Source organism: Streptomyces sp. V4I2 (assembly GCF_030817655.1).
GTDB lineage: Bacteria > Actinomycetota > Actinomycetes > Streptomycetales > Streptomycetaceae > Streptomyces > Streptomyces plumbiresistens.
In genome coordinates, this window is record NZ_JAUSZM010000003.1 from 983,631 (window position 1) to 1,000,087 (window position 16,457).

Annotated in this window: 14 protein-coding genes and 2 pseudogenes; 6 read left to right on the forward strand and 10 right to left on the reverse strand. The window is 71.8% G+C overall.

Annotated features, from left to right (window positions below):
* Position 1: 1 nt before the first annotated feature.
* On the reverse strand, positions 2 to 985 hold the full coding sequence (locus QFZ76_RS05460; RefSeq protein ID WP_307672622.1) for an aldo/keto reductase: 984 nt from the start codon (positions 983 to 985) through the stop codon (positions 2 to 4).
* A 136-nt stretch (positions 986 to 1,121) separates the two neighbouring features.
* Here QFZ76_RS05460 and QFZ76_RS05465 point away from each other — a divergent pair, with 136 nt between their 5' ends.
* Positions 1,122 to 2,846, forward strand: coding sequence for a cholesterol oxidase substrate-binding domain-containing protein (locus QFZ76_RS05465; RefSeq protein WP_307672623.1), 1,725 nt, complete (start codon positions 1,122 to 1,124; stop codon positions 2,844 to 2,846).
* 15 nt (positions 2,847 to 2,861) lie between these two features.
* Here the strand turns inward: QFZ76_RS05465 and QFZ76_RS05470 are convergent, their stop codons facing one another.
* Positions 2,862 to 4,079 carry an FAD-dependent monooxygenase gene (locus QFZ76_RS05470; RefSeq protein WP_307672624.1) on the reverse strand — a complete coding sequence of 406 codons (1,218 nt, stop codon included), beginning with the start codon at positions 4,077 to 4,079 and terminating at the stop codon, positions 2,862 to 2,864.
* A 304-nt stretch (positions 4,080 to 4,383) separates the two neighbouring features.
* Between QFZ76_RS05470 and QFZ76_RS05475 the strand changes: the two genes are divergently transcribed.
* From QFZ76_RS05475 to QFZ76_RS05485, 3 genes and pseudogenes are all read left to right on the forward strand, one after another.
* Positions 4,384 to 4,713 (forward strand): tyrosinase cofactor, encoded by a 330-nt coding sequence (locus tag QFZ76_RS05475; RefSeq protein ID WP_307672625.1) that lies wholly within the window; start codon positions 4,384 to 4,386, stop codon positions 4,711 to 4,713.
* A 45-nt stretch (positions 4,714 to 4,758) separates the two neighbouring features.
* Positions 4,759 to 4,905, forward strand: a pseudogene (locus QFZ76_RS05480) (tyrosinase family protein); the annotation flags it as partial.
* A gap of 81 nt (positions 4,906 to 4,986) precedes the next feature.
* Positions 4,987 to 5,439, forward strand: a complete 453-nt coding sequence (locus QFZ76_RS05485) for an SRPBCC family protein (protein ID WP_307672626.1) — start codon at positions 4,987 to 4,989, stop codon at positions 5,437 to 5,439.
* 30 nt (positions 5,440 to 5,469) lie between these two features.
* On the opposite strand, the gene QFZ76_RS05490 is transcribed toward QFZ76_RS05485, so the two are convergent.
* Together QFZ76_RS05490 and QFZ76_RS05495 are read right to left on the reverse strand one after the other, a co-directional pair.
* Entirely contained in the window at positions 5,470 to 6,174 is a 705-nt protein-coding gene (locus QFZ76_RS05490; protein WP_307672627.1) for a ribonuclease H, read from the reverse strand.
* 31 nt (positions 6,175 to 6,205) lie between these two features.
* The gene (locus tag QFZ76_RS05495) at positions 6,206 to 7,006 is read right to left on the reverse strand and encodes a VOC family protein (protein WP_307672628.1); all 801 of its coding nucleotides are present in this window, start codon (positions 7,004 to 7,006) and stop codon (positions 6,206 to 6,208) included.
* Positions 7,007 to 7,441: 435 nt separating this feature from the next.
* Between QFZ76_RS05495 and QFZ76_RS05500 the strand changes: the two are divergent.
* Positions 7,442 to 7,666: pseudogene (locus QFZ76_RS05500) on the forward strand (SAM-dependent methyltransferase); the annotation flags it as partial.
* Positions 7,667 to 7,763: 97 nt separating this feature from the next.
* Complete coding sequence (locus QFZ76_RS05505; protein WP_307672629.1) at positions 7,764 to 8,675, forward strand: SGNH/GDSL hydrolase family protein; 912 nt, start codon at positions 7,764 to 7,766, stop codon at positions 8,673 to 8,675.
* Here QFZ76_RS05505 and QFZ76_RS05510 read toward each other — a convergent pair.
* The 6 genes from QFZ76_RS05510 to QFZ76_RS05535 are packed head-to-tail and all read right to left on the reverse strand — an operon-like array spanning position 8,638 to position 16,444.
* Entirely contained in the window at positions 8,638 to 9,303 is a 666-nt protein-coding gene (locus QFZ76_RS05510; protein WP_307672630.1) for a TetR/AcrR family transcriptional regulator, read from the reverse strand. The genes QFZ76_RS05505 and QFZ76_RS05510 overlap by 38 nt on opposite strands.
* A complete protein-coding gene (locus QFZ76_RS05515; protein WP_307672631.1) occupies positions 9,300 to 11,315 on the reverse strand; it encodes a CocE/NonD family hydrolase in 2,016 nt (671 codons plus the stop codon). Before QFZ76_RS05515 ends, QFZ76_RS05510 begins: the two co-directional genes overlap by 4 nt.
* Entirely contained in the window at positions 11,312 to 13,039 is a 1,728-nt protein-coding gene (locus tag QFZ76_RS05520; protein ID WP_307672632.1) for an ABC transporter ATP-binding protein, read from the reverse strand. The genes QFZ76_RS05515 and QFZ76_RS05520 overlap by 4 nt, the downstream gene beginning before the upstream one ends.
* Positions 13,039 to 13,905 carry an ABC transporter permease gene (locus tag QFZ76_RS05525; protein WP_307672633.1) on the reverse strand — a complete coding sequence of 289 codons (867 nt, stop codon included), beginning with the start codon at positions 13,903 to 13,905 and terminating at the stop codon, positions 13,039 to 13,041. The genes QFZ76_RS05520 and QFZ76_RS05525 overlap by 1 nt, the downstream gene beginning before the upstream one ends.
* Positions 13,902 to 14,858 carry an ABC transporter permease gene (locus tag QFZ76_RS05530; RefSeq protein ID WP_307672634.1) on the reverse strand — a complete coding sequence of 319 codons (957 nt, stop codon included), beginning with the start codon at positions 14,856 to 14,858 and terminating at the stop codon, positions 13,902 to 13,904. The genes QFZ76_RS05525 and QFZ76_RS05530 overlap by 4 nt, the downstream gene beginning before the upstream one ends.
* Positions 14,859 to 14,860: 2 nt before the next feature.
* The gene (locus tag QFZ76_RS05535) at positions 14,861 to 16,444 is read right to left on the reverse strand and encodes an ABC transporter substrate-binding protein (RefSeq protein ID WP_307672635.1); all 1,584 of its coding nucleotides are present in this window, start codon (positions 16,442 to 16,444) and stop codon (positions 14,861 to 14,863) included.
* Between the last annotated feature and the right edge of the window lie 13 nt (positions 16,445 to 16,457).

Genomic DNA, 16,457 nt, shown 5'->3' on the forward strand with positions numbered 1-16,457 from the left:
GCTACCAGCGGGTCTCCACCTGGTCCTTGATCCGCCGGTCGTACAGCTCGCGGATCGCGGCGAGCGTGGCCTCGGACAGTTCCGGCAGCTTGGCGGCGGCCGCGTTGGCGCGGGCCTGCTCGGGCGAGCGGGCGCCGGGGATCACGGTGGTCACCCCCGGCTGCTGGACGATCCAGCGCAGCGCCAGCTGGGCCGGGGTGCAGCCCTCGGGCGCGAGCGCGGCGAACTCGGCGGCGGCCTCGACGCCGGTCGTGTAGTCCACGCCGGAGAAGGTCTCGCCCTGGTCGAAGGACTCGCCGTGCCGGTTGTAGGTGCGGTGGTCGTTCTCAGGGAAGACGGTGTCCTTGGTGTACTTGCCGGACAGCAGGCCCGAGGCGAGCGGGACGCGGGCGATGATGCCGACGCCGGCCTCCCGGGCCGCCGGCAGGACCTCGTTCAGGGGCTTCATGCGGAACGGGTTCAGGATGATCTGGACGCTCGCCACGCCCGGCCGGGCGATCGCGGTCAGCGCCTCCTGGCAGGTCTCCACGCTGACGCCGTAGGCGGCGACGCGCTCCTCCTCGACGAGGGTGTCGAGGGCGTCGAAGACCTCGTCCGTGGAGTACACGGGCGTGGGCGGGCAGTGCAGCTGGACCAGGTCGAGGCGGTCGACGCCGAGGTTGCGTCGGGAACGGTCGTTCCATGCCCGGAAGTTGTCCAGGACGTAGTTCTCCGGGATCTGGTCGACGCGGCGGCCCATCTTCGTCGCGACCAGCACGTGCAGGTCGGGCCGGCTGCCGAGGAAGGTGGCGATGGTCTGCTCGCTGCGCCCGTCGCCGTACACGTCGGCCGTGTCGAAGAAGGTGACCCCCGACTCGGCCGCCGCCTCCAGCACCGTCAGGGCTTCCTTGTCGTCGACGTCTCCCCAGTCGGCACCCAGCTGCCAGGTGCCGAGACCGACGACGGATGCGTGCTGCTGCGACCTATCGAATGTGCGCTCGTCCATGGCGTCAGTCTGTCACCCGCCGTCACCCCGCGCGGAACCGGCTGCTCCGGCCGGTGACCTGGACGTCGTTCACCCACACGAGTGATTGGACGACCGGGAAGGCATGCACGTGTCAACGGGCCCCTAGCGTGAGCCCGTGACTGATCGTTCAGTAAGCAACCGCCCGTCGGAAGACTCGTCCTGGAGCCGCCGGGGCTTCCTCAGCTCCGCCGCCGCCCTGGCCGCCGTACCCGTCCTGGTGGCCGCCGATCCGGCGGCCGCCGCCGAGGAAGTGCCGGACTTCCCGGCGGGCGTCGCCCTGTACCGCTCGGCGTACCGGAACTGGGTCGGCGAGATCACCGCCGACGGGCTCTGGGCCTGTGCCCCTCAGGACGGCGAGCAGGCGGTCGCCGTCGTCAACTGGGCCTGGCGGCACGGCTGGACGGTGCGGGCCCGGGGTTCCTCGCACGGCTGGTCGCCGCTGACCGTCACGGAGGGAACGGCGTCGGATGCGCCGGTCCTCCTCGTCGACACCGCCTCCCACTTCACCGGTCTGGCCCTGGAGTCCGACTCCTCCGTCCGCTCCGGCACGGGCGTCACGCTGGAGTCGCTGCTCACCTACCTCGAGGACCACGGCCTCGGCGTCACGGCCGCGCCCGCGCCCGGCGACCTCACCCTGGGCGGCGCCCTGGCCGTCGACGCGCACGGCACCGCCGTACCGGCAAAGGGCGAGCGGCGGCTGCCCGGGCACACGTACGGCTCGCTGAGCAATCTGGTGCTGGCGCTGACGGCGGTGGTGTGGGACGAGGACGGCGGCGCCTACGTGCTGCGGACGTTCCGCCGGGACGAGGCGGACTGTGCCACGCTCCTCACTCATCTCGGGCGGGCCCTGGTCGTCGAGGTGGTGCTGCGGGTGGGCGCGAACACCAACCTGCGGTGTGTGAGCCGGGTGGACATCCCGGCGGGCGAGCTGTTCGCGGCGCCCGGCGAGGACGGTCGGACCTTCGCGAGCTTCCTGGAGGAGGCCGGGCGGGTCGAGGCGATCTGGTTCGCCTTCACCGAGTTCCCCTGGCTGAAGGTGTGGAGCGTCTCCCCCACCCGGCCGCTCACCTCGCGCCGCGTGACGTCGCCGTACAACTACCCGTTCTCCGACAACGTCCCGACCCTGGTGGCGGACCTGGCCGGGCGGATGGTGTCGGACGCGGCCTGGTATCTGGCCCCGGTGCTCGGCAACGCCCAGTACGACGCGGCGGCGCTCGGACTCGTGACCACGCTGTCCGCCGACATCTGGGGACCCTCCAAGAACACGCTGCTGTACCTCAAGCCCACCACCCTCCGGGTGACCGCGAACGGGTACGCGGTGCTCACGACACGGGACCACGTGCAGCGAGTCGTCGCCGAGTTCACGTCCTACTACCGGGAGCGGCTCACGGCGTACGCGGCCCGGGGCCGGTTCCCGGTCAACGGCACCGTCGAGATCCGGGTGACCGGCCTCGACGAGCCGGGCGACGTCGCAGTGGACCAGGCCCGCACCCCGCTGCTGTCGGCGCTGCGGCCGAGCGAGGAGCACCCCGAGTGGGACACGGCCGTGTGGCTGGATGTGCTGACACTGCCCGGGACGCCGTACGCGGAGATGTTCCTGCGCGAGATCGAGCGGTTCCTGCTGGACACCTACGACGGCGGGCATGCCCTCACCCGGGTCGAGTGGTCCAAGGGGTGGGCGTACACGGACGAGGCCGTGTGGAGCGACGAGGAGGTGCTGGGGACGGTGGTGCCCGCCTCCTTCGGCGAGAGCGTGTGGGGGCAGGCGGCCGGCACACTCGACCGGCTCGACCCGCACCGCGTCTTCGGGAACGGCTTCCTCGACCGGTTGTTCCGATGAGGCTCGCCGGCGGAGCTACTCGCGGGACGCCAGGGTCCGCGCCTGCACGGTCCGCGCCACCTTCGGTCCGAGCCAGCGCTTGAACCTGCGCAACGCCTCCAGCCGCCCGGCAGCGCGGTCGATCCGGTAGTACAGCTGGGGCGGGACGTGGGGCAGCAGGGGCGAGTGGCGCTGGCCGAGCAGGGCGAACATCCGGTCCGGGGGGAGGTGGATGTAGCGCGGCAGGTTCTCGTACCACTGGGCGCTGTAGCGGGCCGCGCTCTGCAGGGACAGGAGCTGCGCCTTGCGTTCCCGCTCGAAGCGGGCGAGGGCCTGCGAGAGGGTGGAGTGCGCGCCGAGGGCGTCGGCCAGGGCGGCGGCGTCCTCCAGGGCGAGGGTGGTGCCGGCGCCGATGGAGTAGTGCGTGGTGTGGGCCGCGTCGCCGAGCAGGACGAGGTTGTCGCGGTGCCAGGTGCGGTTGGTGAGGGTACGGAAGTTCAGCCACTGGGCGCCCGCCCGGGCCGAGGTGCGCCCGATCAGGGGGTGGCCGTCCAGCACGTCGGCGAAGAGCTTCTCCAGGAGGGCCAGGCCGTCGGGCTCGTTCGCCTCGTCCAGACCGAGGCCGGTCCAGGTCTCCGGTGCGCACTCGACGACACACGTGCTGCGCTCGGGGCCGAAGGCGTAGCCGTAGCACCAGATCCAGCCGTGGTCGGTCTCGACGAACGCGAAGGTGAAGGCGTCGAAGACCTTGGTGGTGCCGAGCCAGATGTAGCGGTTGCGGCCGGTCCTGATCTCCGTGCCGAAGTGGTCCGCGTGGCGGGTACGGAGGGTGCTGTGCACGCCGTCGGCGGCCACGACCAGGTCGGCTGCGGGAACGTTCGCGTCCGTGATCCCGTGCTCGAACTCCAGCCGTACGCCGAGTGAGCGGGCCCGTGCGGCGAGGATCTCCAGCAGGCGGTGACGGCCGATGCCGAAGGCCTCGTCGCCTTGCTGCCGGGTCGCCGCCTCCCCCACGTGGGCGACGCCCTCGGCCCAGCGGACCGAGTGTTTCTCCAGGGCGCGGGCCGACTCGGGGTCGTACTCGTGGAGTCTGTCCAGCAGTCCGCGCCAGTACGTCACGCCCCAGCCGTAGGTCGAGCCCTCCGGGTCGCGTTCATGGACGGTGATGTCGTGGGACGGGTCCCGTCGTTTCAGCAGGATCGAGAGATACAGGCCGGCGGGCCCGCCGCCGACGCAGGCGACCTTCACGCACACCCCTAGTGGTTACCCATGGCGGTCGATTGGCAACGCAGGGTAGCAGCCTCGAGGGTCTACTCCTGAGGCCTTCCTGATCGCGTCACCTTCCGCAGGTGAGACAGCCCACAGGGGGCACACCGGTCCGCGAAGGACCACCGGAAACACCGCATCCACGAGAAGGAATTGCCCCTTCCGGGGCGCCGCGAGCCCTCTCCACGGCAAAATCAACTTCATTCAACTTTGTACGACATTTTGGTAATTGTCCGGACCGGAGCCAACCGGCCGCCGGGGATTTCTCCCCCTCTCGCCCGGGCCGATAGGCATGCCGGGTCACCGACCGAACACACCCCAGGAGGTCCCGCATGCCCGAACTCAGCCGTCGCGACTCCCCGCACCCTTCTTCGAGGTCTACAAGGGCCGCCGGATACAGGGCCGGCCGGCCGCCGGGGGCGGTCACCACCACGGCACCGGACACGGCACCGGACACGCCGTTTTCGTCGACGGCGTGGAGCTGCACGTGATGCGCAACGCCGACGGCAGCTGGATCAGCGTCGTCAGCCATTACGACCCGGTGACCATCCCGCGTGCCGGCGCCCATGCCGCGGTGGACGAACTGCAGGGCGCCGCGCTGCTCCCCTTCCCCGCCAACTGACCTGATCCGCCCGTTCGTTGGGAGACCCGCACATGACCGTCCGCACAGCGCCGGCATCCCGGCTCCGGATACGCCCCGGCCGCCGGGACGCCGGAGGTGGTCGACCTCGACGAGACCATGAAGCCCTGGCACGACACGCGTCCCGCCGACCTGCTGGACCACACCGCCCACTACACCTTCGACACCGACTGACGGCCGCCGGTCCGGGGTTGGCTCCGCAGGTCACGGGTACTCGCGCCGGACAACCCGACGAGACGAAGGAGGCGATGACCTGTGTCGCAGGTCGAAGAATCCATCGAGGTCGGCGTCCCCGTGCACACGGCCTACAACCAGTGGACGCAGTTCGAGACCTTCCCCGAGTTCATGAGCGGGGTGGAGCGCATCGAGCAGCGCACGGACACGCTCACCCACTGGGTGACCAATGTGAACGGCGTCCACCGGGAGTTCGACGCGGAGATCACGGAACAGATCCCGGACGAGCGGGTCGCCTGGACCACGGTCGCCGGCGAGGCCGAGCAGGCCGGCGTGGTCACCTTCCACCGGCTCGACGACCAGCACACCAAGGTGATGCTGCAGATGGACTTCCATCCGGACAAGGTCACCGAGAAGGTCGGTGACAAGCTCGGGTTCGTGAAGCGGCAGACCAAGGGTGACCTCGAGCGCTTCAAGAAGTTCATCGAGGAGCGCGGCCAGGAGACCGGGGAATGGCGCGGTGTCGTCGTGTGACAGCCGTCGTCGTGTGACAGCCGCCCCGCGCTATCCGGCGGCAGCCGTACGGCACTCCGGATGGCCCCAGCCCTGATCGTTCTTGGCGATGGGTTCCCCGGCCGCGTACGGGCGTCCGCAGACGCAGCGGCCGGGGAACTTCGCCTTGATGGTCCGTGCGGAGCCGCCGCTCTTGCCGGACGCCTTGGGCCCGCCGGGCCGCTTGCGCGGGCCGCGGGCCACCGGTGCGTCCGGTGCGGGCGGCGGCTCCGGCGAACCGAGACCGCTGCCCGCGGGCTCCTGCACGATGGCCGCCTGGCTGGCGGCGCGGTCGGCGAAGTCGTTGAGCCGGTCGCCGTCGACCTGGTGGGCGGGCACGTAGCGGAACTCGACCGAGCGGCCGTCGAGCAGTTCGTCGATGCGTACGACCAGGTCCTGGTTGGCGACCGGCTTGCCGCCGGAGGTCTTCCAGCCGTTGCGCTTCCAGCCGGGCAGCCAGGTGGTGACCGCCTTCATGGCGTACTGCGAGTCCATCCGGATCTCGAGCGGTACGTCCGGGTCGGTCGACGCCAGCAGGCGTTCCAGCGCGGTCAGTTCGGCGACGTTGTTGGTGGCCTTGCCGAGCGGCCCCGCCTCCCAGCGGGAGGGAGTCTCCGACTCGTCCGCGACCACCCAGGCCCAGCCCGCCGGTCCCGGGTTTCCCTTCGAAGCCCCGTCGCACGCGGCCACCACACGTTCACCCATGCGCCCGATCATGCCATGGCCGCGCGGGGCGTTCGGACGGTGCTCAGGACAGGTCCGTGACCTGCGGCATCTCTCCCGAGGTGGTCGTGACGTCGATCACCGAGAAGCTCGCGCCCTGCGGGTCGCTGAGGGCGGCGAAGCGGCCGAAGGGGGTGTCCATGGGGCCGAAGCGGAGGACGCCGCCGAGCTTGGTCGCGCGGGCGACGGCGTCGTCGCAGTCGTCGACGGTGAAGTAGACGTTGATGTACGGCGGCACCTCGGGCGGGAACTCGTCCGTCATCTTCATACGGCCGAGGACCGTGTTGCCCTCGACGTCGAACATGCGGAAGTCGACCGCTTCGTCCTGCATCTGCTTGGCCGTGTACGGGAAGACGGCCGGGAAGAACGCGTCCGACTTCTCCGGCTCACGGGTGAAGACCTCGGCCCAGCAGAACGCGCCGGGCTGCTCGGGCGGCGCCTCGAAGCCCTCGTGGACGCCGGCCTGCCACACGCCGAAGACGACGCCGCTGGGGTCGCGGCCCAGGCACATGGTGCCGAAGTCGCCCACCTGCATCGGCTCCATCACCACCTCGCCGCCGTTGTCACGGATCTTGCCGGCGGTGGCGGCGGCGTCCGGCGACGCGAAGTACAGGCACCACTGCGAGTGCCCCTCCTGGCCGGACATCGGCGGTACGACCGCGGCGACGGCCTTGCCGTCCGCGTAGGCCTGCGTGTAGTTGCCGTACTCCGACGACGCCTCGCCGAAGGTCCAGCCCAGGACGTCGCCGTAGAAGCTCTTGGCTCCCTCCACGTCCCTGAACATCGCGTCGGCCCAACAGGGGGTTCCCTCAGGTTGTACGGCCATGGCTGCGGCCCTCTCCGAGTCGGTGGGTGGTCCGTTTCCGGCTGTCCGCTTCCTCACGCTAGCCATCGCTTCGCCGGACCGCGCGTCGAACGGTCGGGTCCGTTTCGGAGTGGACAGAAGAGGGCGGCTTTCGACAGAACGTGACGAGATCTGCGGCGCGACGGGAGCGGTTCGGCGGACAGAACGAGGCGTGCGGGGTCGCCGGGGCGGTAGGGGTTACGCGGTGTACACGACCGTGTCCGCCGCCTTCTCCCACGGGTGGACCTGACGGCCGCGACGACGTGCCCGCCGACCGGCACTGCAGGCGCGGCGGTCTCCGGCTCGCCGACGAGGATTGCGCTCCGCGCTGTCCGCGCAACGGTCCGGATCATCAGCGGAGAGCGGCCGGCAGGGTGCGGGAACAGGTCGAGCCGGCGGGCCCAGGCCTCCAGTCTCACCCACTACATCTGCGACATCCACCCGCGCTCGGAGTACTTTCGCGCCATGGCCAGGAACCGGCTGGTGCCCGTCCACGTGGAGGATCTGACGGAGGCGGCCCTCCCGTACTGGGACCTGCGCAAGGAGGCGGACCACCTGGTCACGGGCATCGAGGACACTTTTCTGACCGCCTACCGGAACGGTAGCTTCCAGTACCTGCTGATCGCGGCCGACCGGGTGTGAGTCACGGTCGGACCTCGGCCGGTCCGGTGTCTTCCGCCCTGCGCCCGGCTGTGCTTGCCTGGGGAGCCGTTTCGTCGGCCGGGGCGGGGGGGCTCGTATGCGCAGGGTGTGGGCCGTGGGGATGCTGCTGGCCGGGCTGCTGCTCGGCGCGTGCACGGATCCGGCGTCCGGTCCGGAGGATGCGCCGCCGTCCCCCGACGTACCCGTCTCGTCCCCCGCCACCGAGCACCGGCGGCCGCCCGCCTCGCCGCGCGCACCGGCGAAGGCGCCCACCGTGCTGTACCTGGGCGACTCCCTGGCGATGGAGAACCAGCGGGTGCTCGGCGAGGAGCTGCGCCGCGACTTGGGCGCCAAGTACACGAGCGCGCCCTACTCGGGGACCACGGTGTGCGACTACCTGGAAGGCACCGGGGCGCGGTCGCTCGTCCCCGACCGGGACAAGGCGGCCGCCCTGGTGCGGTCGCTGCACCCGGACTTCGTGGTCCTGCAGTTCTGGGGCAACGCCTGGGGCTACACCTGGTGCATGGACGGGATCACCCACAACGACTCGCCCACTGACTACTTCGAGCGGTACGCCGCGGACGCCGAGCGGCTCACCGAGCAGATCGCGGCGGCCGGCGGGGCGAAGCGGCCGAAGATCGTCTGGGTGCTGCAGGGCCCGGACCCGATCACCCCCGACCGGGTACGGCGCGTGAACAGCCTCTACGAGGATCAGGCCGCCGCCGCGGGCGATCTCGTCGCCGACGCGGGAAAGACGGTCAGCCCCGCCGGTGCCCGGCAGACCTGGGTCCAGTACCTGCCGTGCACCGCCTACGAGCACGACCACCCGGACTACTGCACCCAGCCCGACCGGGACCGCACCGCCCTCCACCTCGACAAGGACTACCTGCACTTCTGCCTGGCGCCCACGACGGCCACGCCGAAGCCCTGCCCGGTCCGCTCCCCCGGCATCCTGCGCATCGCCCGGGAGGTCACGCGGGTGATCGGCGAACGAGCTCGGTCTCGATGAGCCGGTTGAGGTGACGGCGCGCGTCCTCGGTGCTCAGCGCGGGCACCTGGCGCAGCCGTTGCAGGGCGAGTCCGTCCGCGAGGGCGGAGAAGCGGACGGTGAAGCCGTCGAGGTCGTCACCGGTGAACTCGCCCTCGGCGACGCCCCGTTCGGCCAGGGCGCGGATCTGCTGATGCCAGGCCTCGTACCGCTGGGCCTGCCCGCGCGCGAAGGCCTCGTCCGTACCCTGGTCGCCGGCGTTCCAGTAGTCGAACCACATGCGCCAGTGCCGGTCGGTGTCCTCGGTGAACAGGGCGTCGACCAGCAGCCGCAGCGCCTCGGCCGCGCTGGAGGCCTGCTCGGCGGCCTCGCTCAGCTCGGCGTAGTACCGCTCGATGTGCAGCACCATCGCCTCGGAGAGGATCTCCTGCACGCTGCCGAAGTGATAGGTGACGGTACCGACGGACACTCCGGCCGCGGCGGCCACGTCCCGCACCCCGACCGAGGCATAGCCGCGTTCGGCGATCAGCGGGACGGCCGCCTCGACGATGAGCCGTCGGCGCACCTCGGTGGGCTGGCGGGTACGGTCGGCGGCGGCGACGGCACGACGTGGGGACTTCGCGGCCTGGGAGGGCTTCGCGGGCGTCATCCGGACGTCCTCGGGGTGGTGCGGTGCCATGCGCGCTTGGCCACTGTCTCTCCGTTCGCCCGTGCTTCGACGCGGCTGTCCATGACGAAGTCCGCGGCCGTGGCGCGCAGCTCCGTGCGCACCATGATCTCAGCGGCCCAGTCGGCGCTGTCCTCCCCGCGCCGCAGCCTGATGTGCCACTCCGACACGGCCCGCGCGGACAGCGGGTCGTCGCTGCGGATGCGGTACGTCTCCCGCGCGCTCTCCTCGTACCGCAGTCCGTCCGGGTACGTCCGCGATCCCCCGTAGTTGGGGTCGACCTCCAACGTCCACTCGCCCTTCGCCACGTCGTGCGTGACGAGCCGCTCGGGAGCCGGGTCGGCGGGCCGGTCGTAGGTGACGGCGAGCGGCGGGGCCTGTTCGGGTTCCTCGAAGCGGATCGGCGGGCCGTCGACGGCTTCCCGTACGGGGAGGAGTACGGCGCTCTCGGCGGGGACCACCCGCAGTTCGCCGCGCTGTCCGTGCGGCCACACCCACGGCCAGTACGCGTCACAGACGGCGACGCGGACACGGTGGCCGGGCGGGAAGGCGTAGCCGATGCCGTTGAGCTCGACCTCGACGTCCTCGTACGTCCCCGGGGTCCACTCGACGGCCCGCTCGCGGCCCTGCCTGCTCAGCAGGTTGAGCACACCGCGGCTGACCAGGGTGGACGAGCCGTCCGGGGCGACGTCGCAGAGCCGGGCGATGACGTGGGCGCGCGGGGTGGCGCTGTCCAGGCGGAGCCGTACGCGCGGGCGGCCGAGGATCTCGACGCGCTCGGCGAGGGGGTCCGAGTCGAAGCAGACCGAACGGCCGTCCTCCTCGCGCTGGTCCGGCGGCAGGTCGCTCGCGTTGCCGAACGGGAAGAAGCGGCCGGCGTCGATGCCGGTGTGCTGCGGGGACCGTACGAGCACCGGGTGGGCGCTCGCACCCAAGGCCCGCTTCTCGAAGGTGACGTGCGCCGAGGGCCAGTCGGTCTCGCCGACCCAGCGTCCCGGCATCACGTCGTACGAGGTGGCGGGCGGCACCGGGTCGTTGATCCAGGCACGCAGGAGGGGTTCCTTCATGACGCCCGTGTCGGTGCCCTTCAGGTGCTGGTCCCACCAGCGCAGGGTCTCCTGGAGGAAGCCGATCGCGGGGCCCGGCGGGAGGCCCCGGTCGGGGTACTGGTGCGACCAGGGGCCGATCAGTCCCCGTACCCGGTCGGCGGGCAGGTGCTCGACGAGCCGGAGCACGGCGTCCCGGTAGGGGTCGTGCCAGCCGCCGACGGCGAGGACGGCCGCCCGCAGCGCCCCGTAGTCCTCGCAGACGCTCCCGTGCCGCCAGTACGCGTCGCGCTGCTGGTGGTCCAGCCAGGTGTGCAGGAAGGGTTCGAGGGCGTCCAGGCGCTCGCGCCACATCGGCAGCCAGCGGTCGGCGCCGACGGTCGCCGGGTCCGGCGGGCGGGAGGCGAAGGCGAGCATGGTGCCGGCCCAGGCGGGCATGTCGATGCCGAGGACGGCGCCTCCGGTGTAGTGGACGTCGTTGTCGTAGCGGTCGTCGGTCGAGCAGACGGTGACGATCGCCTTCAGCGGTTCGGGGGCGAGCGCGGCGATCTGGAGTGCGTTGAAGCCGCCCCACGAGATGCCGAACATGCCGACCTTGCCGGTGCACCAGGGCTGTGCGGCAAGCCAGTGGACGATGTCGACACCGTCCGCGAGCTCCTGCGCGTCGTACTCGTCGCCGGGCGTGCCCTCGCTGTCGCCGTGGCCGCGGATGTCGACGCGGACGGAGGCGTAGCCGTGACCCGCGTACCAGGGGTGGCGCTGGGCGTCGCGCGGGGCGGTCCAGTCGCTCTTGCGGTACGGGAGGTATTCGAGCAGCGCGGGCACGGGGTCGGACTCGGCGTCGGCGGGCCGCCAGACGCGGGCGTGCAGCCGGGTCCTTCCGTCCCGGGTGGGGATCCAGACGTCCTCGCGGATCACCTGGCGCTCGAACTGCTCGCGGTACCTCACGAAACTCCTTCGGCGATCGGGGCGTTGACGGGGCTCCAGCGGCGGACGCGGTGTCCGTCGCCGTGGTCGGTCCACAGGTCGTCCGGTGCGGCGGCGTCCTCCCACTCGGCGACGTCCTCGACGAACGTCGGCGCGTCAGGGTCGGGTTCGAGGGCGGCCGCCATCAGCTGCCGGGTGTAGGGGTGCCCGGGCGCGGCAAAAACGGCTTCCGTCGGGCCTTCCTCGACCACTACGCCGTGCCGCAGGACGAGAACCCGGTCCGCCACGCCGCGTACGACGGCCAGGTCATGGCTGATGAACAGGCAGGCGAGAGCGCGTTCCCGGCGCAGGTCGTCGAGCAGCCTGAGGACGTCGGCCTGCACGGAGACGTCGAGGGCGGTGGTGATCTCGTCGGCGATCAGCACGTCCGGCTCGCCCGCGAGTGCCCGGGCGATGCCGATGCGCTGCCGCTGGCCGCCGGAGAGCTGCGCGGGCAGGCGGTCGGCGAGGGCCGGGTCGAGGCGCACGTCCGAGATGAGCTGCCGGGCGCGCTCGGCCGCGTCCGTACGACCGGTGGCGGTGCCGAAGAAGCGCAGGGGCCGTCGGACCGCTTCGCCCACCGAGCGGCGGGGGTTGAGCGAGGTGTCCGCGTTCTGGAAGACCAGCTGGACGCGGCGGCGCAGGGGCAGTGGCCTCCGGTGCGCGGGCGGGTTCAGGTCGCCGGCCTCGTGCGTCATGGTGCCGCCGGACGGGGTGCGCAGGCCCGCCAGTGTCCACGCGAGGGTCGACTTGCCGCTGCCCGACTCGCCGACGAGCGCGAGGACTTCACCGCGCCGGACGTCGAAGGAGACACCGTGCACGGCGCGGGTCCTGCCGTAGTCGATGGTGACGTCCCGCGCACAGAGGACGACCGGGGCGTCTGCGGCCACGCCGGCCTTGGGCCTGACCTCCCGCTCCCCCGCCTCACCCACCAGCGCGAGCCCGGCGTCGTCGAGGCGCGGCACGCTCGCCAACAGCCGTCGGGTGTACGGGTCTTCGGGTGCCGCGAACAGCTTCCGCGTGGGCGCCGACTCGACCGCCCGGCCCGAGCGCAGCACGGTCACCTCGTCGGCCAGGTGCGCGACCACGCCCAGGTCGTGGCTCACCAGCAGGGCCGCCAGGCCGAGTTCGTCCCGCAGGGCGGCGATCAGGTCGAGGACGCTGCGCTGGGTGACGACGTCCAGGCCGGTGGTCGGCTCGTCGAGGACCAGGAGCTTCGGGCGGGCCGCGACGGCCATGGCGATGGCGACACGCTGCTGCTGGCCGCCGGACAGCTCGTGCGGGTAGCGGCGGGCCAGCTCGGCGGGGCGGGGCAGCCGGACCTGTTCGAGCAGCTCGACGACGGGGACATCACCGCCGACCTCCTCGATCTGCTTCCCGATCCGCATCGAGGGCGTGAGCGCATGACCCGCGTTCTGGGCGACCATCGCGACGGTCCCGCCGCGCAGCCGCCGCAACTCCCGTGCGGACAGGGCGAAGACGTCGCGGCCGTCCACGCGGACCGAGCCCCCGGTGATGCGGGAGCCGTGCCGCAGATGCCCCAGCAGGGTCGCGGCGACGGTCGACTTGCCGCTGCCGGACTCGCCGACCAGGGCAAGTGTCCGCCCCTCGGCGACCTCCAGGGACACCTCGCGCACGACGGGCACGTCCCGGCCGCCCGAACGGTAGGCCACCGACAGGGAGTTCACGGAAACGATCGAGGCCATCAGGAGCCCTCCCTGATCCGGTCCACGCCCCACGCCTTGGACAGGCCGTCGGCCGCGAGGTTGAGCCCGACCACGAGCGTGGCCAGGGCGATGATCGGCGCGAGGCTCGCCATCGGGACGACGGTGATGGCGGTGCGGTTCTCGGCGACCATCAGACCCCAGTCGGGGGTCGGCGGGTCGGCGCCGAAGCCGAGGAAGGACAGCGAGGAGATCAGCAGCACGACCCAGGAGGCCCGCATAGCGAACTCGACGTACACCACGTCCGTGATGTTGGGCAGGATCTCCCGGCGCAGGATCGACCAGGTGCCCTCCCCGCGGGCGCGGGCGGCGGTGACGTAGTCGGCGGGGACCACCGCGAGGGCGGCGCCGCGCACGACGCGGACGACCTGAGGGACGTACACGACGGCGACGGCGAGGACGATGACGGCCGGGCCGGTGCCGAGCGCGGTCACGACGACGAGCAGCGCCAGGACGGAGGGCACGGACAGCACCGCGTCCAGGACCCGTCCGAGCACGTCGTCGAACAGGCCGCCGCGCAGTGCGGCCGCACAGCCGATCACCGTGCCGAGGGCGACGGTCAGCACGGTCGCGGCGACGGACACGCCGAGCGCGTACCGGCCGCCGTACAGCACGCGCGCCAGGACGTCACGGCCGTACTGGTCGGTGCCCGCCCAGTGTTCCGGGCTCGGGCCGAGCAGGGCCTGCGCGGGGTCGTTGGCGATGGGGTCGTAGGAGGTGAGGAGCGGGGCCAGCACGGCGATCACGACGTGTACGGCGACGACGGCGAGGCCGAGGACGGCGGTGCGCGAGGTGCGCAGGGTCCGCCAGGCGCGTGCGGCCGCCGGGGCTGCGGCGAGCGTGGTCATCGGGTCCTCCCGCGCGTGCGGAGCCTGGGGTTGAGGGCCATCGCGCCGAGGTCGGCGGCGAGGTTGCAGACGACGTAGACGACCGCGCTGATCAGAGCGATGGCCTGGATGACGGGCAGGTCCCGGTTCTGCACCGAGGAGAGCATCAGCTTGCCGATGCCGGGGTAGTTGAAGACGTTCTCGACGACGGCGACGCCGCCCGCGAGCCAGGCGACGTTGAGGGCGATCACGTGCAGGGTGGGCAGCAGAGCGCTCGGCAGGGCGTGCCGGGTGACGACCCGCCAGGTCGACAGGCCCTTCAGCCGGGCGGTCGTGACGAACTCGCCCGCCATCACGTCGATCACCGAGGTACGGGTCATGCGGACGATGTAGGCGGCCATGACCACGGCGAGCGCGAGGGCGGGGAGCCAGACGGCGGGCAGGAGTTGGCCGACGGTGGCGTCGGGGCCGTAGAGGACGACCGCGGGGAACCACGGCAGCGCCACCGAGAAGCACAGCACCAGCACGGTCGCCACGACGAACTCGGGGACGCTCATGCCGACGAGGGCGGCGGTCGAGATGACGTGGTCGGGCCAGCGGTCGCGGTACAGACCCGCGAGGATGCCGAGGACGACCGATCCGGTGACGGCGAAGAGGACGGTCACGAGGGCGATCAGCGCGGAGTTGCCGAGGTACGACGACACCTCGCCGCCCACCGGCCGGCTGGAGACGAGGGAGGTACCGAAGTCGCCGTGCGTGGCGCCCGCGATCCAGTCGGCGTAGCGCTCCCAGGCGGGCCGGTCGAGCCCGAGCTGCCCCCGCAGTGCGGCGACGGCGTCCGGGGTGGCGTCCTTGCCGAGGACCTGGGTGGCGACGTCACCGGGCAGGGCCTGGACGGCGAGGAAGACCAGCACGGAGGAGAGGAAGAGCGTGCCGAGGGCGGCCGCGATCCTGCGGGCCAGGAAGGAGAGCATGCTCAGGCTCCCTTCAGGCCGATGCCGAGGTAGTCGAACTCGAAGCCGTGCTCGGCGTATCCGCGCACCGCGCGCGAGATCCCGACGAGCCGGTCGGCGAACATCGGGGTCATCGCCCCGCCCTTCTCGATCACCGTCGTCTGCGCCTCGCCGTACAGCTCGCGGCGCCGCGCGTCGTCCGTCTCGGCGCGCGCCCGGTCCAGGAGGGCATCGAAGTCCTTGTCGGACCAGGCGGTTTCGTTGTACGAGGAGCCGCTTCGGAAGATCTGGGTGAAGAGCTGGTCGACGGGTCTGCCGGTGAACCAGTAGGTGGCCATCAGGGGCTTCTTCATCCAGATCTGCGTGTAGTACGAGTCCGCCGACGCCGTCTTGACCCGGATGCGGATGCCGGCCCGTCTGGCCGAGTCCTGGTAGGCGAGGGCCATGGGCGTGAACAGCGGGTCGTAGGAGGAGGTGTGGAGGTCGACGGCCAGGCCCTCCTGGCCCGCCTTCTTGAGCAGGTGGCGCGCCTGTTCCGGGTCGTGCTTGGGATGCGCGGGAATGTGGACGGGGTCGCTCGGCGGCACGGGGTTGTCCCAGCCGGCGGTGCCCGCGCCCTGGAGGGCGACTTTCACCACGTGCTCGGGGTCGTAGGCGAGCTTCATGGCCTGCCGTACCCGGACGTCGGTGAAGGGCTTCTCCGTGGTGAGCATCGGCAGCACGTACCACTGGGCGTTCTTCACGCGCGCGATGGTGGCCCGGTCGGAGGCGGCGACCACTCGGGCGGTCGCGAAGTCGAGGTTGGTCTGGGAGAGCAGGTCGACCTGGCCCGCGAGCAGGGCGTTCGAGCGGGCCGACATGTCCGCGACCGAGTAGAAGGCGATGGCGTCGAGGACGGGAGCGCCCGCCCAGTGGTCCCGGTACGCGGTGACGCGGCCGGGTCCGGCGGGCGCGAAGGACTCAAGCTTGAAGGGGCCGGTGCCGATGCCGGTGCGGCCGATCGACTTCGCGCTGCCGTCCGGGACGACATAACAGTTGTAGTGCGTGAGGAGGCTCGGGAACTCGGCGTTCGGGGACTTCAGCGGGACGACCAGGGTGTGGGCGTCGGGGGTGCGCAGCCGCTCCGGGTCGACGAGCGGGGCGAGTACGGCGGCCTGCGGGGACGCCGTCGCCTTGTCGAGGATGTGGCGGAGCGTGTAGGCCGCGTCGGCGGCGGTGAAGGGGCGGCCGTGGTGGAAGGTGACGCCCTTGCGGAGCCGGAAGGTCCAGGTGCGGGCCGTGCTGTCGGGCTCCCAGGACTCGGCCAGGTCGGGGGCGAGTTCGCCGTCCGCGTCGACGCGGACCAGCCGGTTGTAGAGGGCGCCCAGGTACTCGTACGCCGACAGGGCGCTCGCCGGGTCCAGGGTCTCGGCGTCGGAGGCGGGCGGCCGGGCGATGCGCAGGGTGCCGCCGCGGTCGGGGGCGCCCTTCGCCGCGACGGCCGGCAGGACGGGGGTGGACGCTGCCCCGGTACAGCCGGACAGCAGCCAGGACGCACCGAGCGACGCCGCCGAGGCCACGCCCGCGGCGAGCACCGACCGCCGTCCCGGGTGGTGGATGTCGGACATGAACCGACCGTCC